This window comes from Kitasatospora sp. NPDC005751 (assembly GCF_040630835.1).
Classification (GTDB): Bacteria; Actinomycetota; Actinomycetes; order Streptomycetales; family Streptomycetaceae; genus Kitasatospora.
This window is the reverse complement of the sequence record NZ_JBEXYC010000008.1, coordinates 56865-79703: the sequence shown is the minus strand read 5'-3', so window position 1 is coordinate 79703 and position 22839 is coordinate 56865. Positions and strand designations below refer to the sequence as shown.

General features: G+C 73.3%; 17 protein-coding genes. 6 read left to right on the top strand and 11 right to left on the bottom strand.

The features are described 5' to 3' along the window. The first annotated feature begins 159 nt into the window (after nucleotides 1-159). Complete coding sequence (locus ABZ497_RS11180) at nucleotides 160-1275, top strand: alpha/beta fold hydrolase (protein ID WP_359804378.1); 1116 nt, start codon at nucleotides 160-162, stop codon at nucleotides 1273-1275. A gap of 402 nt (nucleotides 1276-1677) precedes the next feature. Next, entirely contained in the window at nucleotides 1678-3003 is a 1326-nt protein-coding gene (locus ABZ497_RS11175; protein ID WP_359804377.1) for a hypothetical protein, read from the top strand. 217 nt (nucleotides 3004-3220) lie between these two features. On the opposite strand, the gene ABZ497_RS11170 is transcribed toward ABZ497_RS11175, so the two are convergent. The 9 genes from ABZ497_RS11170 to ABZ497_RS11130 all read right to left on the bottom strand — a co-directional run bounded on the left by ABZ497_RS11170 (nucleotide 3221) and on the right by ABZ497_RS11130 (nucleotide 14885). Further along, nucleotides 3221-4045: a CDP-alcohol phosphatidyltransferase family protein gene (locus ABZ497_RS11170; RefSeq protein ID WP_329492295.1), complete on the bottom strand. Its 825-nt coding sequence runs from the start codon at nucleotides 4043-4045 to the stop codon at nucleotides 3221-3223. A 40-nt stretch (nucleotides 4046-4085) separates the two neighbouring features. Then, nucleotides 4086-4778 (bottom strand): phosphatidylserine decarboxylase, encoded by a 693-nt coding sequence (locus tag ABZ497_RS11165; protein ID WP_329490090.1) that lies wholly within the window; start codon nucleotides 4776-4778, stop codon nucleotides 4086-4088. 505 nt (nucleotides 4779-5283) lie between these two features. Continuing rightward, a complete protein-coding gene (locus ABZ497_RS11160) occupies nucleotides 5284-6486 on the bottom strand; it encodes an acyl-CoA dehydrogenase family protein (RefSeq protein WP_329490091.1) in 1203 nt (400 codons plus the stop codon). Nucleotides 6487-6674: 188 nt separating this feature from the next. Then, a complete protein-coding gene (locus ABZ497_RS11155; RefSeq protein ID WP_359804376.1) occupies nucleotides 6675-7178 on the bottom strand; it encodes a MaoC family dehydratase in 504 nt (167 codons plus the stop codon). Nucleotides 7179-7207: 29 nt separating this feature from the next. After that, nucleotides 7208-8185, bottom strand: a complete 978-nt coding sequence (locus ABZ497_RS11150) for a CoA ester lyase (protein ID WP_329490093.1) — start codon at nucleotides 8183-8185, stop codon at nucleotides 7208-7210. Nucleotides 8186-8210: 25 nt separating this feature from the next. Continuing rightward, on the bottom strand, nucleotides 8211-10250 hold the full coding sequence (locus tag ABZ497_RS11145) for a protein meaA (protein ID WP_359804375.1): 2040 nt from the start codon (nucleotides 10248-10250) through the stop codon (nucleotides 8211-8213). After that, nucleotides 10250-11587: a crotonyl-CoA carboxylase/reductase gene (gene ccrA / locus ABZ497_RS11140; RefSeq protein ID WP_359804374.1), complete on the bottom strand. Its 1338-nt coding sequence runs from the start codon at nucleotides 11585-11587 to the stop codon at nucleotides 10250-10252. Before ccrA ends, ABZ497_RS11145 begins: the two co-directional genes overlap by 1 nt. 389 nt (nucleotides 11588-11976) lie before the next feature. Continuing rightward, the gene (locus ABZ497_RS11135; RefSeq protein WP_359804373.1) at nucleotides 11977-12885 is read right to left on the bottom strand and encodes a TetR family transcriptional regulator; all 909 of its coding nucleotides are present in this window, start codon (nucleotides 12883-12885) and stop codon (nucleotides 11977-11979) included. A 224-nt stretch (nucleotides 12886-13109) separates the two neighbouring features. Continuing rightward, entirely contained in the window at nucleotides 13110-14885 is a 1776-nt protein-coding gene (locus ABZ497_RS11130; protein ID WP_359804372.1) for a 3-hydroxybutyryl-CoA dehydrogenase, read from the bottom strand. Between the two features lie 559 nt (nucleotides 14886-15444). On the opposite strand from ABZ497_RS11130, the gene ABZ497_RS11125 reads away from it, so the two are divergent. From ABZ497_RS11125 to ABZ497_RS11115, 3 genes are all read left to right on the top strand, one after another. After that, nucleotides 15445-16938 (top strand): glutamine synthetase family protein, encoded by a 1494-nt coding sequence (locus ABZ497_RS11125; RefSeq protein WP_359804371.1) that lies wholly within the window; start codon nucleotides 15445-15447, stop codon nucleotides 16936-16938. Between the two features lie 3 nt (nucleotides 16939-16941). Then, the gene (locus tag ABZ497_RS11120; protein ID WP_359804370.1) at nucleotides 16942-18060 is read left to right on the top strand and encodes an amidohydrolase family protein; all 1119 of its coding nucleotides are present in this window, start codon (nucleotides 16942-16944) and stop codon (nucleotides 18058-18060) included. A gap of 357 nt (nucleotides 18061-18417) precedes the next feature. After that, complete coding sequence (locus tag ABZ497_RS11115; protein WP_329490100.1) at nucleotides 18418-19908, top strand: S8 family serine peptidase; 1491 nt, start codon at nucleotides 18418-18420, stop codon at nucleotides 19906-19908. Between the two features lie 121 nt (nucleotides 19909-20029). Here the strand turns inward: ABZ497_RS11115 and ABZ497_RS11110 are convergent, their stop codons facing one another. Together ABZ497_RS11110 and ABZ497_RS11105 are read right to left on the bottom strand one after the other, a co-directional pair. Further along, entirely contained in the window at nucleotides 20030-20923 is an 894-nt protein-coding gene (locus tag ABZ497_RS11110; RefSeq protein WP_359804369.1) for a HipA family kinase, read from the bottom strand. A 41-nt stretch (nucleotides 20924-20964) separates the two neighbouring features. Then, nucleotides 20965-21852, bottom strand: a complete 888-nt coding sequence (locus ABZ497_RS11105) for a winged helix-turn-helix transcriptional regulator (RefSeq protein WP_359804368.1) — start codon at nucleotides 21850-21852, stop codon at nucleotides 20965-20967. A gap of 124 nt (nucleotides 21853-21976) precedes the next feature. Here ABZ497_RS11105 and ABZ497_RS11100 point away from each other — a divergent pair, with 124 nt between their 5' ends. Next, complete coding sequence (locus tag ABZ497_RS11100) at nucleotides 21977-22792, top strand: ABC transporter permease (protein WP_359804367.1); 816 nt, start codon at nucleotides 21977-21979, stop codon at nucleotides 22790-22792. The last annotated feature ends 47 nt before the right edge of the window (nucleotides 22793-22839 follow it).

Here is a 22839-nt window from a genome sequence, read left to right as displayed (position 1 = left end):
CCGTGCCGCCGTGACCCGGCCGAGACTCCCGCCGCCGTGACCCGGCCGAGACCCGTGCCGCCGTGACCCGGACGGCCGCGCCCGGTGGCCGGGTGGCGCCCCCGCGAGTGGACTGGTGGGCAGACTGCCCAGTCCGCGACCAACAGAGCGGGGAGCGATATGCGTTGGGGAACCGCAGCCGCCGTGGCGGCCGCCGCCGTCGGCACCGGGGCCGCCGTCCTGCTGATCGGCCGGAGGGCCTCCGAGCGGATGGTCCGCCCGGCGGTCGGCCGTGAGCGGGCCGCCGGCCCCGTCGTGGTGCTGACCCTCGCCGCCGGACGGGCCACCTTCACCCGCAGCGCCGAGAGCGCCCGCCCCGGCCGCTGGGCCGTCGAGTGGGGCGACGGAGGGCACGCGGTGGTCGGCGAGATCCTGCACGCCGACGAGCGGGGCGTCACCCGCCGGCTGGTCCGCGCCGACCGCGGCACTCTGGCCCCCGGTACCGCGGTCCGCTTCACGCCCCGCGTCCACCTCGGCGACCCGACCAGCGCCCTCGGCCTGCCGTACACCGAGACCGCCGTCCAGGGCGAGCTGGGCGCGCTGCCCGCCTGGCGGCTGGACGGCAAGCGGGGCACCTGGGTGATCCTGGTGCACGGCCCCGGCGCCGACCGGCAGCAGACCCTGCCGGTGATGCCCGTCCTGCACCGGCTCGCGCTGCCCGTCCTGGCCGTCACCTACCGCGGCGACGAGGGCGCGCCGGCCTCCCCGGACGGCCTCGGCCACTTCGGCGAGACCGAGTGGCGCGACGTCGAGGCGGCCCTGCGGCTGGCCCTGGACAGCGGCGCCGGGCGGGTCATCCTGTACGGCTGGTCGCTCGGCGCGACCATGGTCCTGCAGACCGCGGCCCGCTCCGCCTGGGCCTCCTCGATCAGCGGCCTGGTGCTGGACTCGCCCGTGCTCGACTGGTCGGCCACCGCCCGCCGGGGCGCCGCCCGGGCCGGCTACCGGGGCGCCGCCGCCGAGCTGGGCGCGCTCGCGGCCGAGGGCCGGGCCGGCGTGGATCTGGCCGACTTCGCCCGCCTCGCGGACGGCACCGACCTGCGGGTGCCCACGCTCCTCCTGCACGGGCCCGACGACGCGCTGGCCCCCTGGCAGGCCGCCGCCCGGCTGGCCCGCCGCCGCTCCGACGTGGTCGGCCTCCAGGCCGTCCCCGGCGGCGAGCACGCCGGCCTCTGGAACGCCGACCCCGACCGCTACGAGGAGCACCTGCGGCGCTGGCTCACCCCCCTGCTCTGAGGCCCGTCGCGGGCGGTCCCAGCCGTGTTCCGGACAGCCCCTCGGGCCCCTTCCCGCACCCCGTCCGCCCCGTCCTTCCCCAGGCTGGCGTGTCCGCGTCACACAGATTCGGCCAGGCGGTTTGGCCTCTGTTGCCCGATCTTGTCGACCCCCTGCGACCACCTGTCGGTAGTCGGGGCCGATCGGATGTGACAGAAGGCCGGTACAAGGGGAAGACTGCTCGACGTGACGTCTCGGAATCCGCGCGACCGTGATGCCCAGCTCCCGCCGACGATCGGCTCCGGTGCGACGGTGACCCGTCTCCCCGGAACTGCCCACCGCCCCGCCGGCGCCAGGCCGGGCGCCTCCGGCGTACCCCGCCGACGAGGCCCCGCACCAGCCCCCGGCCGTGGCCGGGTCCCGGTGCCGGACGGCTTCCCCGCTCCCGCCGAGCTCGCCCCGCTGGCCCGTCGGATGCTGATCGACGCCGTCCGCATCGCCCGCTGGGCCGGTGAACTCGCCGAGGTCGACAAGCGCGGCGAGCTGCTCCCCGAGGACGCCCGCGACGCGGGCCGCGCCCTCGCCATGACGGTGGGCGCCGCCGGCAGGGCCTGGGGCCAGGCCCTGCTGGTCGGCCTGGTCGAGGCCCGGGACGGCGGCGCCGCCCCCGGCTGGCGCCTGCACGCCTGGGAGCACGACGACGAGGCCGTGGTCCGCGGCTGGTCCGCCCTGTTCGACGCCTGGACGCTGCTCGCCCCGGTGCCGCCCGCCGCCCTGCGCGGCGTGTTCGCGGTGCTCGCCGGGCAGGCCGTCGACCAGGCGCCGCAGCTGCTCTCCTTCCTCCACCTGGTGGCCGGCCCGGTCGCCGACAGCGAACTGCTGGAGCTGCTGCGCCGGGGCCTGGACGAGCGCCGGGTCGGCGGCGGCGACGGCGCGCTGGGCCTCTCGCCCGTGCCGCACGCCGCCTCCGCGGTCTCGGCCGTCCGCGGCACCTGCCGCGAGCCGCAGATCGACACCCCGGCCGCGCCCTCCGACGTGGCGGCCGTGCTGGACTGGATGCTGGACGGCCTGGCCGCGGTCGGCGCGGTGGTCCGCAAGGACGACGCCGCCGAGCTCTCCCCCCTCGGGCACTGGGCGGTGCGGGCCAAGCTGGAGGAGATCTGCACCGTCGCCCAGACCGCCGCCGGACACATCGAGCAGAGCGCCTTCGAGCTGCTCAACGCCTGCGCCGACTACTCGCCGGGCCCGGCCCGGGCCGAGTTCCGCGCCTGGGTGGCGGCCCGACCGGCCGACCGGGCGGTGGCCGAGCTGCTGGACGCCGCCCAGGGTGACGACGCACTGGTGCGCGGCCTCGCCTTCGAGGCGCTGCGGGTGGCCGGCTCCACCGCCGAGCAGGCCGTCCGGGCGGCCGTGGACGCCCCGGTGCTGCGCCCCTACGCGCTGCTCTGGCTGGCCGAGCAGTCGGACGAGGGCGTCGCCCCGGCCGATGTGCTGGGCGCGGAGGACGCCGCCTGGCTCTGGGTGGACACCGCGGCCGCGGTGCTCGACCACGGCGAGACCGAGCTGCTGGTGGGCCATGTCGAGGGCGCCTCGGCCGGTGACCCGGTCCGGCTGTTCGCCCGGGCCCGGCAGTCCGGCCACCCGCGGGCGGCGTCGGTGCTGACCGCCGTCTCCGGCGTCCACCCGGACCCGGTCGTGGCCCGCGCGGCCCGGCGCTCGGCCTTCAGCGTCCACCGCGGCGGCGCGTAGCCGTCAGGGCGCGCCGTGGCGGCGCGGAGCCGCTCGGCCTGGCCGGGTGGCGGCCCCAACGGCCGCCACCCGGCCCGGCAGGGCCGCAGCCGGCCTCCACGGGGCCGCACGCCGCCCGCACGGCCGTCACCACCGGCCCAAGCAAGGGCCGCAGGGCATGCGAGAGGGCCCGGATCCGTCGAGCGGATCCGGGCCCTTCGCCGTACGTCCCTCGGGGTCAGCCGAGCCGGGACTCCGCCCGGCGCGCCCGGACGTCCCCGACCTTCTGGCCGACCTTGCGCCGGATCACCAGCAGCGGGGCCATCGCGGCGAGCGCGATCTGGCCGTAGGCGCCGATGTGCAGCAGGTAGTCGCCGCCCTTCAGGCCGGTCGCCCAGGCCGCCAGGCAGCCGATCGAGAGCACGATCCAGCAGAGCGTCGCGGTGGCCAGCAGCCCCTGCGGCTTCGGGTACTCGATCCGGCTCATCATCAGGTACGCGGTACCGGCGATGGCGAGCAGACCGGGTAGGAACGGCGGGTCGAGCAGCACGATGGCGATCACCGTCATGGCGCCCATCGGGCAGGGCATGCCCTGGAACACCCCGGGTCGCATCTTCACGGCGGAGAACCGCGCCAGCCGCAGCACCACGGACAGCAGCACCGTCAGCGCGATCAGCGCCGAGAGACGGCTGTCGGAGCCCGGCGAGACCATGCCCCAGACCGCGACGAAGTAGGCCGGCGCGATGCCGAAGCTGATCAGGTCGGCCAGGTTGTCGAGTTCGGCCCCGAGGGCGGAGGAGCGCAGCTTGCGCGCCACCAGTCCGTCGAAGAGGTCGCACATCGAGCCGATCAGCAGCAGCGTCACCGCGGTGGCGGCGCTGTGCTTGTCCGGCGCGGCGTCCGGGTTGGTGATGTGCGGGACGAGGACCCCGGTGGTGATCGAGTAGATCGCCAGGAAGCCGCAGACGGCGTTCCCCAGGGTCAGGAAGTCGGCGGTGGACAGGTGCTGGGGAGAGCGCGGGGCGCGCAGCTCGCGGTCGCGCGCCCAACGGCGGCGGCGCAGGGCCGTCTCCTCGTCGTCCAGGCCGACGATCGTCTCAGGTTCAGTCACGGTCAAGGCGCGTCACCCCGGCTGTGGTCTTCTGGCCGACCTCGACGCCGACCTCGACGCCGGCCGGCAGGTAGGTGTCGACCCGGGACCCGAAGCGGATCAGACCGATCCGATCGCCCTGCTCGACCTTGGTACCGGCGTCGACGTACGGCACGATGCGGCGGGCCACGGCCCCCGCGATCTGCACCATCTCGATGTCGCCGAGCTCGGTGTCGAAGTGCCAGACGACCCGCTCGTTCTGGTCGCTGTCCTTGTTGAACGCGGGCACGAAACCACCCGCGACGTGCTCGACGGAGGTCACGGTGCCGGGCAGGGGCGCCCGGTTGACGTGGACGTTGAGCGGGCTCATGAAGATCGCCACCCGGGTGCGGCCGTCCGGCCAGGCGTCGATGCTCTGCACCACGCCGTCGGCGGGGGAGATCACTCTGCCCGTGCCGATCTCACGCTCGGGGTCGCGGAAGAACCACAGCATGCCGGCGCTGAGCGCACAGGCGGGCACCGCCGCCAGGGCCCACGCGCCATTGCGCCGGGTGAGGGCGGTGGTCACGGCTGCCGTGGCGAGGGTGGGGACGAACCAGGGGGTGGCTCCGCGCGCGATGGTCACGCGGGGTCGCCGGCCGGCCGTCGTGGCGGCGAGGGCATCGCTGTCCGTGACGGAGGTGTGAGGGGACGGGCTGATGGGCATCGAAGACCTTTGTCGCGGGGGATCATGGCCGCTGGACGGGGGCCACCGCGGGGATCGAGTAATAAAGGGACGGCGTCTGTCCCGGTGGATGCTATCGGGACCACACGGTGGGTGGGCAACCCGCCTGCTCGGTCATGTGTCCTGCGTGCGGCGCAGCTGCGCCTTCTGTGTATACGACCGTAGCTCGACCCGCTCCGGTTCCCAAGGGTCCGGGCGGGGCTGGTGACTCTTGTCTCAACAGGCATGCCCGGGGAACCCCGGGCCGTCGGCGCAGGGGCGCGCGCGGGGTGCGCCGAAGCGGCCGCAAGGCGCGTGACAGCAGCTGTACGCCCTACGGCCGCTTCGGGAGCCGTGCCGGACCCCAGGCGGACCAGGCCGGGGTCGTGGTGGCACGGCGGGGTGCCGGGACGGGCCCGCACGCCCGTCGACCGGCCGTCACCGGGCCGTCAACCCGCCGGGCGGAGCGTCACCGCGCCGCCCGGGCGAGTCTTCGTACTGGTCGTCCTCACTCCGCGATGCGGTACTCCTCCAGCAGACGACGTCCGACGATCATCTTCTGGATCTCCGCAGTACCTTCACCGATGAGCAGCATCGGAGCCTCGCGGTAGAGGCGCTCGATCTCGTACTCCTTGGAGAAGCCGTAGCCGCCGTGGATGCGGAAGGCGTCCTCGACGACCTCCTTGCAGTACTCGGAGGCGAGGTACTTGGCCATGCCGGCCTCAAGGTCGTTGCGCTCGCCGCTGTCCTTCTTGCGGGCGGCCATCACCATCATCTGGTGGGCGGCCTCGACCTTGGTGGCCATCTCGGCGAGCTTGAACTGGATCGCCTGGTGCTCGGCGATCTTCTTGCCGAAGGTGGAGCGCTGCTGGGCGTAGGAGATGCCCAGCTCGAAGGCGCGGCGGGCGACGCCGCAGCCGCGCGCGGCCACGTTGACGCGGCCGACCTCGACGCCGTCCATCATCTGGTAGAAGCCCTTGCCCGGGGCGCCGCCGAGGACGCGGTCGGCCGGGACGCGGACGTCCTGGAGGATCAGCTCGGTGGTGTCGACGCCCTTGTAGCCCATCTTCTCGATCTTGCCGGGCACGGTGAGCCCGGGGACGGTCGGGTTCGGGCCGAAGCCCGCCGTCTTCTCGATCAGGAAGGTGGTCATGTTCTTGTACGGGGAGCTGCCGCCCTCGTCGGTCTTGCAGAGCACCGCGACCAGGGTGGACGTGCCGCCGTTGGTGAGCCACATCTTCTGGCCGTTGAGGACGTAGGAGTCCCCGTCCCTGACGCCCTTGGTGGAGATCGCGGAGACGTCGGAGCCGAGGCCCGGCTCGGACATCGAGAAGGCGCCGCGGATCTCGCCGGCGGCCATCTTCGGCAGGAAGTAGTCCTTCTGCTCCTGGGTGCCGTGCGCGTTGATCATGTGGGCCACGATGAAGTGGGTGTTCACGATGCCGGAGACGGACATCCAGCCGCGTGCGATCTCCTCCACGACCAGGGCGTAGGTGAGGAGCGATTCGCCGAGGCCGCCGTACTCCTCGGGAATGGTGAGGCCGAAGAGGCCGAGCTGCTTCATCCCCTCCACGATGGCGGTGGGGTACTCGTCCTTGTGCTCCAGCTCGGTCGCGACCGGAATGATCTCCTTGTCGACGAAATCCCGCACGGTGGCGAGGATGTCCCGCTGGATCTCGGTGAGGCCGTCGGTCTGTGCGAGGCGTCCCATCGTGCGGCTCCTGTGGCGAAAGAGGGAGAGGGTGGGGGGAGGGCAGAACAGCGGGGGGGGGGGGGGGGATTTTCCGGGGGCCCTGCCGGCGTGGCTGCGGCAGCAGGGCCCCCGGTACCGGGGTGGGGATCGGCCGATGACGGCGGCCTACCCGTCCGGGGCTCCTGGGTGGTACGGCTCTGGCCGGGCTAGGACAGCGGAGTCGGGCGGCCGGGCTGCTCGCCGCCGCGCTCCTTGATGTAGGTAGCCGTCGGCACCATCACCTTGCGGCGGAAGATGCAGACGACCGTGCCGTCCTGCTTGTAGCCCTTGGTCTCGACGTACACGATGCCGCGGTCGTCCTTGGACTTGGACGGCCACTTGTCGAGCACGGTGGTCTCGCCGTACAGGGTGTCGCCGTGGAAGGTCGGCGCGATGTGGCGCAGCGACTCGATCTCCAGATTGGCGATCGCCTTGCCGGAGACGTCCGGGACGGACATTCCGAGCAGCAGCGAGTAGATGTAGTTGCCGACCACGACGTTCTTGCCGAAGTCGGTCGTCCGCTCCGCGTAGTTGGTGTCCAGGTGGAGCGGGTGGTGGTTCATGGTGAGCAGACAGAAGAGGTGGTCGTCGTACTCGGTGACCGTCTTGCCGGGCCAGTGCTTGTAGACAGCGCCGACCTCGAACTCCTCGTAGGTGCGTCCGAACTGCATCTCAATGGTCCTTAGGAGGTCAGGAGGGGTCAGGCCTGCGGGGGCTCGAACTTGGAGGTGCGCTCGAACCCGGCGGCGCGGCCCTTGCCCGCGATGACCAGGGCCATCTTGCGGCTGGCCTCGTCGATCATCTCGTCGCCGAGCATCGCGGAGCCCTTGGCACCGCCCGCCTCGGAGGTGCACCAGTCGTAGGCGTCGAGGATCAGCTCGGCGTGGTCGTAGTCCTCCTGCGAGGGCGAGAAGATCTCGTTCGCGGCGGAGACCTGGTCCGGGTGGAGCACCCACTTGCCGTCGAAGCCGAGCGCGGCGGCGCGGCCGGCCACCTCGCGGTAGCCCTCCTGGTTGCGGATCTGCAGGTAGGGGCCGTCGATGGCCTGCAGGTCGTTGGCGCGGGCGGCCATCAGGATGCGCATCAGGATGTAGTGGTAGGCGTCGGCCGGGTAGCCCGCCGGCTGCTCGCCGACCACCAGGGACTTCATGTTGATCGAGGCCATGAAGTCGGCCGGGCCGAAGATGATCGTCTCCAGGCGCGGGGAGGACTCGGCGATCGCGTCGACGTTGATCAGGCCCTTGGCGTTCTCGATCTGCGCCTCGATGCCGATCTTGCCGACCTCGAAGCCCATGGTCTTCTCGATCTGGGTGAGCAGCAGGTCGAGCGCCCGGACCTGCTCGGCGTCCTGGACCTTCGGCAGCATGATGCAGTCGAGGTTGGGGCCGGCGCCCTCGACGACCGTGATCACGTCGCGGTACGTCCAGTGGGTGGTCCAGTCGTTGACGCGGACGACCTTGGTCTTCTTGCCCCAGTCACCGTTGTTCAGCGCGTCGACGATGTTGTGCCGGGCGCTCTCCTTGACCAGCGGGGCGCAGGCGTCCTCCAGGTCGAGGAAGACCTGGTCGGCCGGGAGGCCCTGGGCCTTCTCCAGGAAGCGCGGGTTGCTGCCCGGTACGGCGAGGCAGGAGCGGCGGGGGCGGAGCCGGTTGACGGGGGTGTCGCTGGCGTTGCTCATGAGGGGTGGTCAGTTCCTTCCACGATCAGCTGGTGGACGCGGCGGTGGTGGGCGTCCACGGCTGGAGCCTGTTGGCCAGCCGGATCTCGTCCACGATCCGGCCGATGATGGTGGTGATGCCGAAGTCCTTCGGGGTGAACACGGCGGCGACGCCGGCGGCCTTGAGGGCCTCGCCGTCCGCTGCCGGGATGATGCCACCCACGATCACCGGGACATCCTCCACCCCGGCCCGGCGGAGCCGGTGCAGGACGTCGGGCACCAGCTCGGAGTGCGCCCCCGAGAGGATCGACAGGCCCACGCAGTGCACGTCCTCCGCGACGGCGGCCGAGACGATCTGCTCGGGCGTCAGCCGGATGCCCTGGTAGACCACCTCGAACCCGGCGTCACGGGCCCGGACGGCTATCTGCTCGGCGCCGTTGGAGTGTCCGTCCAGGCCGGGCTTGCCGACCAGCAGGCGCAGCTTGCCGACGCCGAGCTCGGCGGCGGTGGCGGCGACCGCCTCGCGGACCGCGGCCAGCTCGCCGCCGGGCTCGGCGGCCACCGCGACCGGGGCGCCGCCGACGCCGGTGGGCGCGCGGTACTCGCCGAAGACCTCGCGAAGGGCGAAGGCCCACTCGCCGGTGGTGACCCCGGCGCGGGCGCAGGCGAGCGTCGCCCCCATCAGGTTGACGTCGGTGCCGGCGACGGCCTTGAGCTCCTCCAGTGCCTGCTGGGCGGCGGCCTCGTCGCGCTTGCCGCGCCACTCCTCCAGTGCGGCCAGCACGGACTGCTCGGAGGCCGGGTCGACCACCATGATCGCGGTGTCGAGGTCGGCCGTGAGCGGGCTCTCCTCGGTGGTGTCGAAGCAGTTGACCCCGATGATCTTGTCCTCGCCGGACTCGATCCGGGCCCGCCGGGCGGCGTGCGAGGCGACCAGGTTGGACTTCAGGTAGCCGGACTCGACGGCCGGGATGATGCCCCGGTTGCCCGCCTTGACGCCCATCTCCAGCACCTTGGCGATCTCGGCCTCGGCGCCGGCCAGCAGCTCGGCGGTCTTGGTCTCGATCACCTCGGAGCCGTTGAAGAGGTCCCCGTACTCCAGCAGGTCGGACTCGTAGGCGAGCACCTGCTGGATCCGCAGCGACCACTGCTGGTCCCACGGGCGGGGCAGGCCGAGCGCCTCGTTCCAGGCGGGCAGCTGGACGGCCCGGGCCCGGGCGTCCTTGGAGAGCGTGACGGCGAGCATCTCCAGCACGATCCGCTGGACGTTGTTCTCCGGCTGCGCCTCGGTCAGGCCCAGCGAGTTGACCTGGACGCCGTAGCGGAAGCGGCGCTGCTTGGCGTCCTGGATGCCGTAGCGCTCCAGCGTGACCTTCTCCCAGAGCTGGGCGAAGGCGCGCATCTTGCACATCTCCTCGACGAAGCGCACGCCGGCGTTGACGAAGAAGGAGATCCGGGCGACCACCTCGCCCATCCGCTCGGCCGGCACCTGGCCGGAGTCGCGCACCGCGTCCAGCACCGAGATGGCGGTGCACATCGCGTAGGCGATCTCCTGGACCGGGGTGGCGCCGGCCTCCTGCAGGTGGTAGCTGCAGATGTTGATCGGGTTCCACTTGGGGATGTTGCCGACGGTGTAGGCGATCATGTCGGTGATCAGCCGGACCGAGGGCCCGGGCGGGAAGACGTGCGTCCCGCGCGAGAGGTACTCCTTGACGATGTCGTTCTGGGTGGTGCCGGTGAGCTTGGCGATGTCGGCGCCCTGCTCCTCCGCGACCACCTGGTAGAGCGCCAGCAGCCACATCGCGGTGGCGTTGATCGTCATCGAGGTGTTGGTCTGTTCGAGCGGGATGCCCTCGAACAGGGCCCGCATGTCCCCGACGTGGCCCACCGGGACGCCGACCCGGCCGACCTCGCCGCGGGCGAGGACGTGGTCCGAGTCGTAGCCCGTCTGGGTCGGCAGGTCGAAGGCCACCGACAGGCCGGTCTGCCCCTTGGCGAGGTTCTTGCGGTAGAGCGCGTTGGAGTCGCTCGCGGTCGAGTGCCCCGCGTAGGTGCGCATCAGCCAGGGGCGGTCGCGTCCGGCCATCAGATGTTCCGGAAGCGGTTGATGGCGTCGAGGTGCTTCGCCCGGAACTCCGCGTCCCGCACGCCCAGGCCCTCCTCCGGCGCCAGGCAGAGCACGCCGACCTTGCCCTGGTGCTTGTTGTGGTGCACGTCGAGGGCGGCCTGGCCGGTGTCCTCCAGCGAGTAGACCTTCGAGAGCGTCGGGTGGATCTTGCCCTTGGCGATCAGGCGGTTGGCCTCGAACGCCTCGCGGTAGTTGGCGAAGTGCGAGCCGACGATGCGCTTGAGCGACATCCACAGGTAGCGGTTGTCGTACTGGTGCATGAAGCCCGAGGTGGAGGCACAGGTGACGATGGTGCCACCCTTGCGGGTGACGTAGACCGAGGCGCCGAAGGTCTCGCGGCCCGGGTGCTCGAAGACGATGTCCACGTCCTCGCCGCCGGTGAACTCGCGGATCTTCGCGCCGAGCCGCTTCCACTCGCGCGGGTCCTGGTTGTGCTCGTCCTTCCAGAACTTGTACCCCTCGGCGGAGCGGTCGATGATCGCCTCGGCGCCCATCGCGCGGCAGATCTCGGCCTTCTGGTCGTTGGAGACCACGCAGATCGGGTTGGCGCCACCGGCCAGGGCGTACTGGGTGGCGTACGAGCCGAGGCCGCCGCTGGCGCCCCAGATCAGCACGTTGTCGCCCTGCTTCATGCCCGCGCCGTTGCGCGAGACCAGCTGGCGGTAGGCGGTGGAGTTGACCAGGCCGGGGGAGGCGGCCTCCTCCCAGGTCAGGTGCTTCGGCTTCGGCAGCAGCTGGTTGGTCTTCACCAGCGCCAGCTGGGCCAGGCCGCCGAAGTTGGTCTCGAAGCCCCAGATCCGCTGCTCCGGGTCCATCATCGTGTCGTTGTGGCCGTCCGGGGACTCCAGCTCGACCGAGAGGCAGTGCGCGACGACCTCGTCGCCCGGCTTCCAGGCGTTGACCCCGGCGCCGGTGCGCAGCACCACGCCCGCGAGGTCGGACCCGAGCACGTGGTACGGCAGGTCGTGGCGCTTGGTCAGCGGGGAGAGCCGGCCGTAGCGCTCCAGGAAGCCGAAGGTGGAGACCGGCTCGTAGATCGAGCTCCACACGGTGTTGTAGTTCACGGCGCTGGCCATGACGGCGACCAGAGCCTCGCCCGGGCCCAGCTCGGGCAGGGCGACCTCGTCGAGGTGGAGGGACTTGCGGGGGTCCTTGTCGCGGCTGTCGAGGCCGGCGAACATCTGCTCCTCGTCCTTGTGGAGCGTGACCGCCCGGTAGGACTCCGGCAGCTTGAGCGCGGCGAAGTCCGCCGCGGTGCTGTCGGAGTTGAGGATCGCGTCGAGGATTTCCTTCATGGCTGCCTCCGAAGGCGTACCTGTGTGAGGGGCACAGGGCGTCTGGGGGAGCCGGGAGCGGACACCGGCTTCGCTGAGATGGGTGGTTGGGTGGTCTGGCGGGTGGCCTGGCTGGGACCGTGCGGTGGATCTGCGGTGGACCTTGCTGGGCACAGCTCCCGGGGTGTGGGAGCGCCGGACGACGGCGCGCCGTGGTGGGGAGCCGCGGCGCCGCGACTGGTGGGTAACAAGGTAGTGGCACCCTGTGCCACTCGTAAAGACACCGGGTGTCATCAATTCAGGTGAATCAAATCCGCGTTCGAGCGCCCGCCAGCGGGTGCGCGAAGGGCCCGCACCGGATCGTCGGTACGGGCCCCTCGAACTGCTCTGACCTGCGGAAACGCTAGCTCTCAGGCGTGCCTGGCACTGCTCAGCGCGGCCCTGATGCTGTCCACCACGACGTCCAGCGGAGCGTCGGTCCGGGCCACTGTGATGAGTACCTCACCTCCGGGGCTGGCACTCAGTGCGCTCGCGGCCGCCTCCTCCAGGGGGGTCACACTGGCACCGGGTGCCACCAGGGACCCCCGCCGTCTCACCCCCGGTGCCGTGGAGGCCCAGAAGGTCCGCCGGATCACCTCGAAGGAGTGGTCCAGCTGCGCCTCCACGTCGCCCCGGCCGCCGGCCCTCAGCCAGCGCCGCAGCACGTGGTTGTGGGCCGCGACGACCGCCGCCGCCGACACCTCGGCCAGCATCGAGTCGTCCTCGCCGGCCCGCTGCCAGCCCGAGGGGATCTCGCCCCCGGTGTCGAACCGGCCCAGCAGGTAGCGGGTGAACAGCCGCTCGTACCGGGCGACCACGGCGATCTCCCGCTCGCGCAGCGCCGGCACCTGACGGATCAGCTGGTACCGGGCGACCGAGACCGCCGGGGTGGAGGCGTACATCCGCAGCACCTCCTTGATGCCGCGGCAGACCACGTCCAGCGGGTGCTCGTCGGACTCGGCGCTGGCCAGCAGGTCGGCCACCCGGACGAGGGTGTCGTCGTGGTCCGGGAAGATCGCCTCCTCCTTGGACCGGAAGTACCGGAAGAAGGTCCGCCGGGCCACGCCGGCGGCCGCGGCGATCTGGTCGACCGTGGTCTCCTCGTAGCCCTGCGAGGCGAAGAGCTCCATCGCCGCCGTGGCCAGGTCCTGACGCATCTGCTGGCGCTGCGCGGCCGCCCGGCGGTTGCCGGGATTCCCCTCGGCGCCGGTCCCGGACGGCCGGTCGGCGCCGCGCGGTCCGGCGGAGTGCTGCGGGGAGGCTGACTGAACCCGATCCATGCCCGGAACGCTACACGCCCCCGGCACCGGCGCCGCGGGCCTTCCCCGTCGTACCGGGGCGACCGGTCCGGTCACGGCCGGTCTCGGCCAGCGCGCCGACACCGCCCCGGGGCTCCAGCCGGTGCGCGGCGACCCGTACCCGGGCTGCCCCGGCAGGAGCGGCGCCGGGCTCGTCCCGGTGGGGCCCGTGCCCAGCGGCACGGCGCCCCCGACCGACGGCGTGGTCACCGGCGCGCGTGGTCGCGGAACCCGCGGCCGGTCTTGCGGCCCAGGCAGCCGGCCGCCACCAGGTGCTCCAGCAGCGGCGCCGCCGCCAGGCCCGGCTCGCGGAACTCCTGGTGCAGCACCTGCTCGATGGTCAGCGAGACGTCCAGGCCGACCACGTCCAGCAGCTCGAAGGGGCCCATCGGGTAGCCGCAGCCGAGCTTCATCGCGGTGTCGATGTCGTCCACCGTCGCGTAGTGCTCCTGCAGCATCCGCACGGCGTCGTTCAGGTACGGGAAGAGCAGCGCGTTCACGATGAACCCGGCCCGGTCGCCGCACTCCACCGGGTGCTTGCGCACCTTGGCGCAGATCTCCAGCGCCGTCGCGGTGACGTCCGGCGCGGTCAGCACGGTGGAGACCACCTCGACCAGCTTCATGGCCGGCGCGGGGTTGAAGAAGTGCAGGCCGATCACGTCCTGCGGCCGCGAGGTGGCCGCCGCGCAGCTGATCACCGGCAGCGAGGAGGTGGTGGTGGCGAGCACCGCGCCCGGCTTGACGATCTTGTCCAGGGTGGCGAACAGCTCGCGCTTGACCGCGAGGTCCTCGGCCACCGCCTCGACCACCAGGTCGACGTCGGCCAGCTCGGTGTACTGCCCGACCGGCGTCACCAGGGCCAGCGCCGCGTCGCGCTGCTCCTCGGAGAGCCGGCCCTTGGCCACCGAGCGCTCCAGCGACCTGGCCAGCTGCGCCTTGGCGCGCTCGGCCTTCTCCTGGCTGCGGGCGGCCAGCAGCACCGGGTACCCGGCCTTGGCGAACACCTCGACGATGCCGGTGGCCATCGTGCCGGAGCCGCAGACACCGACCCGGCGCACCTCCCGGCCGGGCGCCTTCGCCGCGGTGGCCCCGGTGGCGGCGCCGACCACCTTGGACGAGCCGGGCGCCTCGTAGGTGTAGAAGCCCCGGCCGGACTTGCGGCCCAGCAGTCCGGCGGAGACCAGCTGGCCGAGGATCGGCGCGGGTGCGTGCAGCCGGTCCCGGGACTGCTCGTACATGGCCTCCAGGACGGTCCGCGCGGTGTCCACGCCGATCAGGTCGAGCAGTGCCAGCGGTCCCATCGGCAGCCCGCAGCCGAGCCGCATCGCGGCGTCGATGTCCTCGCGGGTGGCGTACTTGGACTCGAACATCGCGGCGGCCTGGTTCAGGTACGCGAAGAGCAGCCCGTTCACCACGAAGCCGGCGCGGTCGCCCGCCGCCACCGGCTCCTTGCCGAGGTCGCGGGCGAACGCCGCGGCGTCCTCGGCGACCTGCGGGGCGGTCAGCACGGTGCGGACCACCTCGACCAGCTTCATGGTGTGCACCGGGTTGAAGAAGTGCAGGCCCAGCACGCGCTCCGGGCGCGCGGTGGCGGCGGCGATCCGGGTCACCGACAGCGCGGTGGTGCCGGTGGCCAGCACCGTCGCGGGCGGGCAGATCCGGTCCAGCTCGGCGAAGAGCTCCCGCTTCAGCTCCAGCTGCTCGGGGACCTCCTCGATCACCAGGTCCGCCGGGGCGGCGGCGTCGAGCGCGTGGCCGACCGAGATCCGCGCGAGCAGCGCGGCCCGGTCCTCGGCGGTGATCCGCTCGCGGGCGACGGCGTGCGCGGTGGCCTCCTCGATCCGGGCCAGGGCCCGGGCGGCGGAGTCCTCGGTGGCCTCGATGCCGATCACTCGGCGGCCGCTCTGCGCGACCGCCACCGCGACACCGGCACCCATCGTGCCGAGGCCGACCACGGCGACCGTGGGGAAGGGACGCTCCATCTGTCCTGACTCCTTGTCATAAGGGCCCGCGCGCGCTCCGGCGGACGCGCCGCCGGAGGAGGGTCCGCGCGCGGGGGCATGGGGAGATGACGGTTGCGGCCCACCGGCGCAGCCGCCGGTCCGCTCCGGCCGTGCTGCGGGTGTGCCGTGGTACTCAGGCGCTCGGGGTGAAGGAAGCGGCTCTGATACGAGGCGAGAATCCGGCCCGCCGCGACCCGCGGCTACGACCGGTGAAGACGCACCGCCCGCCGCCGGACCGTTCCGCGCGATCACGCGCCGGCCGGCGACCCCGTCGGTGCGGCTCCCGAAGCCCGACGGTGGTGCGTGCGGACACTGTAGCGAAGCTACTCGCCAGTAGGAAGGGGGCGGGCGCCACCGGATTCCCGGCCGCCCCGGGTCGCCGCCGGCCCGCGCCCGGGGCGGCCGGGTCCCGGGATCCGCGGCGGCCCGGTGTGCGGCCCGGGGTGCGACCCGCAGGAGTGAACGGGTGGACAGGCGTCCGCCGGAACCACCCGATAGGGGAATTCCCCCTGGTCGGCGGGCACGACAGCATGGCCGCATGAGCACCGGAGCCGTCTCCTCCGCCGGCCTCGCCGACCCGTCCGAGCCCACCCGGGGCGCGGCTCCCGCCGCCGCGTCCGGGCCCGCCGCCGCGCCCGACCCGTCCGCGGGCCCGGCGGCCGCCGTTGCCCTGCCGCCGCGGGCCGAGCGCGGCGAGCGGGCGCAGGCGGCCGTCGAGCGGCTGCGCCCGGCGGGGGTCGAGGCGGTCGCCGTCACCTGGGTGGACAACGCGGGCATCGCCCGGGTCAAGGCCGTCCCGCTGGACGGGCTGGTGCACGCCGCCGAGTGGGGTGTCGGCACGGCGCCCTGCTTCGACGTCTTCCTGGCCGACGACTCGATCGTCACCAGCCGGTCGGTCGGCGGGCCCACCGGCGACCTCCGGCTCTACCCGGACCTCGACCGGGTGGTCCCGCTGGCCGCCCAGCCCGGCTGGGCCTGGGCCCCGGGCGAGCGGTACACCCAGGCCGGCGCCCCGCACCCGGGCTGCCAGCGGCTGTTCGCCCGCCGGATGACGGCCGCCGCCGCCGAGCGCGGGATCACCGTCAAGGCCGGTATCGAGGTCGAGTGGGTGGTCGCGCTCGCCGGGCCGGCACAGGAGGAGCCCCGCTACCCGACCGACGGCCCGGCCTACGGCATGCAGCGTTTGACCGACCTCTGCGACTACCTGCGCGAGGTGCTGCACGCCCTCGGCGCGCAGGGCCTCGCCGTCCTGCAGATCCACCCCGAGTACGCGCCGGGCCAGTTCGAGGTGTCGGTCGCCCCGGAGGGGCCGGTCGAGGCCGCCGACACCTCCGTCCTGGTCCGCCAGACCGTCCGCGCCGTCTCCGCCCGGCACGGCCTGCGCGCCTCCTTCGCCCCGGTGGTCGAGGCCGGTTCGGTCGGCAACGGCGGCCACCTCCACCTCAGCCTCTGGCGGGACGGCCGGAACCTCGCCCGCGGCGGAGCCGGCCCGCACGGGCTGACGGCCGAGGCGGAGGGCTTCCTCGCCGGAGTGCTCGGCGCGCTGCCCGAGCTGCTGGTGCTCGGCTCCTCCAGCCCGGCCGGGTACCTGCGGCTGGTGCCCTCGCACTGGGCCGGCGCCTACCAGTGCTGGGGCCTGGAGAACCGGGAGGCGGCGCTGCGCCTGGTGACGGGTTCCACCGGGGAGCGCGCCACCGCGGCCAACGCCGAGATCAAGTGCTTCGACGCCACCGCCAACCCGTACCTGGCGATCGGCGGGGTGCTCGCCACCGGTCTCGCCGGGCTGGCGCAACGGCTCGCGCTCCCGCCCGAGTTCACCGGTGACCCGGCCGAGGCCGCGCCCGGCACGGTGCCCCGGCTCCCGGCGGGTCCGGGTGACGCGCTCGCGGCCTACCAGCAGTCGGCGGTGCTCCGCGAGGCGCTCGGCGAGCCGTTGTACGAGGCGGTGCTGGCCGTCCGCCGCAGCGAGAGCGAGCGCCACGCCTCGGCCACCCCGGAGCAGCTGGTCGCGGCCACCCGCTGGCGGTACTGACCGGTGCGCTCGCTGGAGGTGCCGGCGCTGGTCGACCACCACTGCCACAGCGTGGTGGTGGCCGACCTCGCCGACGGCGCGCTGGCCGGGCTGCTCACCGAGTCCGACCGCCCGCCCGCGCCCGGCACCACGCCGTTCGACAGCGCCCTCGGCCTGGCCGTGCGGCGCTGGTGCCCGCCCGCACTCGGGCTGCCCGTGCACGCCCCCGCCGCCGACTACCTGGCCCGGCGGGCGGAGCTGGGCGCCGCCGAGGCCACCCGGCGGCTGCTGGCGGCCGCCGGGCTGGACACCTGCCTGGTGGACACCGGCCTGGCCGAGGCGGCCGGCCACCCGCTGCTCCCGCTCAGCGAGTTCGCCGAGGCGGCCGGCGCCCGGGTGCGCGAGGTGGTCCGGCTGGAGTCCGTCGCCGAGACGGTCTCGACGTCGGCCGGGGCCTGGCCGGCTCTCGTCCGCGAGGCGCTGGCCGCGTCGGCGGCCGGCGCGGTGGCGGTCAAGTCGGTGGTGGCCTACCGGCACGGCCTGGCGGTACCGGCCGAGCGCCCCGCCCCGGCGGTGGTGGTGGCGGCCGCCGGGGAGTGGCTGCGCGCCGGGCGCGGCCGGCTGAGCCACCCCGTGCTGCTGCGCCACCTGCTCTGGACGGCCCTCGACGTCTGCGCCGAGCTCGGCCTGCCGCTCCAACTGCACACCGGGTTCGGCGATCCGGACCTCACCCTGCACCGGGCCGACCCGTCGCTGCTGACCGACTTCGTCCGGGCCGCCGAGCCGAGCGGCGTTCCGCTGGTGCTCCTGCACGGATATCCCTACCACCGGCAGGCGGCCTGGCTGGCCCAGGCCTTCCCGCTGGTGTACGCCGACCTCGGGCTGACGGCCTCCTACGTCGGGCCCCGGGTGGCCGCCGTACTCGGCGAGATGCTGGAGCTGGCGCCGTTCGGCAAGCTGCTCTTCTCCACCGACGCCTACGGATTGCCGGAGCTTTACCTGGTGGGCGCCGCCCAGTTCCGGCACGGCCTGGGCACCCTGCTGGACGGCTGGCGCGCGGACGGCGCCTGCTCGGCGGCCGACGGCCGCCACCTCGCCCGGCAGGTCGCGGCGGACAACGCCCGTCGCCTGTACCGGCTCTGAGCGGCGGGCGGGCGCGGTAGCGGCCCGGGCCGGCCGGCCGGTGGAGCGTCCGGCCCTGGTCGGCGCGGTGCGGGCGCCCCGGCGGCGGCCCCTGACCGGGTGCGCCGAGCGGCCCCGGTGGCCCGGGAATTGTGGATCGTCTACGCCCCGGTGAGGGAAAGCGCGCGCGGGCCGAATATTCACCGTATGGATTGACACCGAGTCGGATCGGCCGGAGCCACACCCCTCGGAAGTGGCCGAACGGTGTCGATTAGATGACTACCTCTTGCGGATTGCAACGCATGTTCACTAGCGTCCCGATCATTCCACTGCACCTGCCATCCGCAGCTGCACGACGACTCGGGAGGGCCAACCCCTATGAGTGTTCCTCGGATCAGCCGGACCCGGTACGCCGCAGTGGGCGTCGCCCTCGCCGCGGCCAGTGCCCTGGCACTGCCCGCCGGGACCGCCGTCGCCGCCTCCGGGGCCGAGCCGACCACCGGGCCGCTGCTGAGCTACGTCGTCAACACCCAGGCCAACCACGGCCAGGTGCAGAAGGTCGAGAAGGCCGTCACGACCCTCGGCGGCACCGTGGTGTACTCGTACGAGCAGATCGGCGTGGTGATCGCCCGCTCGACCGACACCCAGTTCGCCGCCAAGCTGCGGAAGGCGAAGGGCGTCCAGTCGGTCGGCACCAGCCGCACCAAGGGCATCACGGCCGCCGAGACGCAGAAGGCCGAGGTCGCCGCCGAGCCGGTCACCGCCGCCGCGGCCGGCCAGGAGCCCTACTGGGCCAACCAGTGGGACATGCGTCAGATCGGCGTGGACAAGGCCCACAAGCTCTCCCTGGGCAGCCGCAACGTGACCGTCGGCGTGCTGGACTCCGGCATCGACGGCACCCACGAGGACCTCGCCGCCAACGTCGACGCCTCGCAGTCGGTCTCCTGCATCGACGGCGGCAAGCCGAACACCGACTGGGCGGCCTGGCAGCCGGGCCCCGACGGCGACCACGGCACCCACGTGGCCGGCACCATAGCCGCGGCCAAGAACGGCAAGGGCATCGAGGGCATAGCCCCGAACGTCAAGCTGGCCGCCGTCAAGGTCGTCGACGACGGCGGGTTCATCTACCCGGAGTACGCGATCTGCGGCTTCGTCTGGGCCGGTGAGCACAAGTTCAAGGTGACCAACAACAGCTACTACGTCGACCCGTGGATGTTCAACTGCCAGAACGACGCGGACCAGGCGGCGATCACCACCGCCGTGCGCCGCGCGGTCGAGTTCTCGCAGCGCAAGGGCGTCCTCAACGTGGCCGCGGCGGGCAACGAGAACATCGACCTCGCCCACAAGACCGTGGACGTCAGCAGCCCGGACGACACCACCCCGGGCACCCGCCCGATCACCCAGGACTGCCTCAACCTGCCGACCGAGCTGGACGGCGTGGTCTCGGTCTCCTCGGTGGGCGTCAACGGTGACAAGTCGTACTACTCCAGCTACGGCAAGGACAAGGTGACCGTCGCCGCCCCCGGTGGCGACCGGCTCTACCAGATCCCGGACACCCCGGACAAGAACGGCCGCACCCTCTCCACCATCCCCGGCGGCCGCTACGGCTACATGCAGGGCACCTCGATGGCCTCCCCGCACGCGGCCGGCGTCCTGGCGCTGCTCGCCAGCACCTTCCCGTGGGCGAGCCCGGAGGAGCTGACCGAGCTGCTGACCAACCAGGCCGAGTCGCACGCCTGCCCCTCGGGCCCGTACAACCCGGGCGGCACCGGCACGTGGGCGGCCACCTGCGAGGGCGGCGCGGACGACAACGGCTTCTACGGCGCGGGCATCATCAACGCCGAGAAGGCGGTCCAGTGGTGGCGCTGACGCGCTGACCGCACGGTAGGCGCCGACGGCCCGAGCGGCCGGCGCTGATCGAACCAAGGGGTGGGGAGCGGGACTTCGGTCCCGCTCCCCACCCCTCACGGGTAGCGGGGCGCCCCGGCCCTCACTCGAAGTGGTGGTCCCAGACCGTCTCGACCGCCGGCTTGCCGTGCAGGTCCGGCACCTCCTGGAGCCAGGCGGGCCGGCCGGCCCGGCTGGCGGCGGCCCGCCGGCGCTCGGCCTCGCGCACCTGCTCGGGCGTGGCGAAGCCGTCCGGCAGCCAGTCGCGGGAGCGCGCCGCACGGGCGGCGAGGTGGGCGACGTAGGCGTGCCGCACCGCCGCCACCGAGTCGAAGCCGGGCTCGCCGGCCAGCCACGCGTCGGGGACGAGCGCCACGACCTCCTCCAGCAGCGCGGTGGTGACCAGCGGCCCGAGCTCATCGTCGGCCAGCGCGACGTCGGGGGCGTAGCCGCCGAGGGCGTGGGCGCTCAGGTCGTAGCGCTTGCCCACCGAGCCCGCGGCGCCGGACCAGCGGTGGTGGAAGACCAGCGCGGCGCCGTTGTCGATCAGCCAGAGCTTGCCGTGCCAGACCATCAGATTGGGGTTGTGCACGCTGCGGTCGACATTGCCGGTGAGCGCGTCCAGCCAGACCACCCGGCCGGCCTCGGCCGGCCCGACGGGGATCATGCCGGGCCTGAAGTCGCGGGCGCCGGGTAGCAGGTCCATCCCGAGGTTGAGTCCGCGGCTCGCCCGGAGGATGTCCTGGACCTCCGGGTCGGGCTCGGCGTCGGCGACCGCCGGGTCGAAGTCGACCAGCCGGAGTTCCGGCACCGGCAGGCCGAGCCGCCGGGCCAGTTCACCGACGATCACCTCGGCCACCAGGGCCTTGCGGCCCTGCGCGGCACCGATGAACTTGACCACGTAGGTGCCGAGGTCGTCGGTCTCCACGACGCCGGGGACGGAGCCGCCGGCCCGCAGCGGATCGACGTAGCGCACTGCTGTCACCTGATCGAGCACATCCGTCACCCTAACCCGTGCGCCTTCCGGGCCCGACCCGTTCAGCGGCTTTCCAGCGCCACCTCGCGCGCGTCCGCGAGCGCCTGCCGGACGGCGGCGGGGATGTCGGTGACCGGGAAGGCCACCCGGCGCACCACCCGGGTGCGGTCCAGCACGAGCACCGCCCGCTTCAGCCGCAGGCCCTGGCCGACGTGGAAGGTGGGCAGTCGCAGGGCGGCCGCCAGCCGGACGTCCAGGTCGGACAGGAGGGGGAAGGGGATCTCCTCCGCCGCCGCGAACTCCCGCTGTTCGTCGGGCCGTTGGGTGGACACCCCGCGCAGCGCCAGACCGGCCGCGCGGAACTCGGGGTACGCCTCGCGGAAGAGCCGGTTCTCCAGCGTGCAGCCGACCGCGCCGGGGATGTCGCCCCAGCCCGGCGGCAGTGGCCCGGGGCGGCCGGTGGCCGGGTAGCAGAACAGCACCGTGGCGCCGGCCGCCGGATCGACCGGGTCCAGCTCGCCGCCGGTGTGCGCGGGCAGGGTGAGCGCCGGCAGCCGGGTGCCGGGCAGCGCCGCCAGCCGGGCGGCCTCCGCGCTGTCGGGCGCGGCCGAGCCGGAGAGCGCGCCGTCGCCGAGCAGCCAGCGGTCCGCCCAGTCCTGCATCGCGACCAGGACCGGCAGCAGCGCCCGGCCGGCCTCGGTGAGCCGGTACTCGTGGCGCACCGGGGCGCTCTGGTACGGCACCCGGACCAGCACGCCTGCCTCGGTCAGGTGGCCGAGCCGCTCGGTGAGGACCTTCCGGGAGATGCCCAGCTCGTGCTGGAGCTCGTCGAAGCGCAGCAGGCCGCGCGCCGACTCGCGGACGATCAGGATGCTCCACCAGTCGCCGATCACGGCCGCCGACTGGGCGATCGCGCAGGTGGCGTCCCGCGCGGGTACCTCTTTGAGCACCGTCGCTCCTCTCACGTCCAGGACGGTCCATCCTCGCACCCCCTTGCGAGTTCCGAAAGGGAACTTGTAAGTTCCTGATGAAAACTCACGCGGAACGAGTGCGCCTGAGGACGAACGAGAACGAATGGGGGAGCAGATGTCCGTCGCCTGGGCGACGCTGCGCCGCACCTGGACGATGACCTTCCGGGCCTACCCGTGGTCCTACGCCGTCGGCTGTCTGCTGATCGGCGTCTTCACCCTCGGCCTGTCCTACCTGGGCCTGCACGCCATCGGCGGCGGCTCGGTGGCCGAGGACTTCACCGCCCGCACCGGAGGCGCCGACTACCTCGGCTACATCGCGATCGGCGCGGCCGGCTACATGTTCACCGTCCGGATGCTGCTCTGGAGCAGCAAGGCGCTGATCACCGAGCAGCGCCAGGGCACCCTGGGCGCGCTGCTGATCGCCCCCGCCGGGCGGCTGCCCTACCTGCTCGGCTTCACCGGGTTCGCGCTGCTCAACACCGCCGTCGAGGTCGGCCTGCTCGGCGGGTTCGCCGCGGCGCTCGGCGTCACGCTGCCCGCCTGGCACCCGCTCGCCGCCCTCGCCGGGCTGCTCGCGCTCAGCGCCGCCGTCTTCGCCGTCGCGGTGCTGCTCGGCGCGCTGATGATCGTCGCCGGCGAGGCGCACATCTCGCAGAACACCGTCTTCCTCGCCGTCTCGCTGCTCTGCGGCATCACCTTCCCCAACAGCTACCTGCCGGTGCCCGCCCGGTGGCTGGCCGAGCTGCTGCCCGTCACCTCCGCGATGGACGTGCTGCGCGGCGCGCTCGGCCGGGGGCAGCCGCTCACCGAGCTCACCGCGCGGCTGGTGACCTGCCTCGCCCTCAGCCTGGGCTACCTGCTGCTCGGTCTGCGGCTGCTGCCCGCCGCCGAGCGCCGAGCCGCCGAGCGGAGCTTCTGAACCGCCTCCGAACGGAGCCCCCGACGCATGGACCACCCGAACCGGAG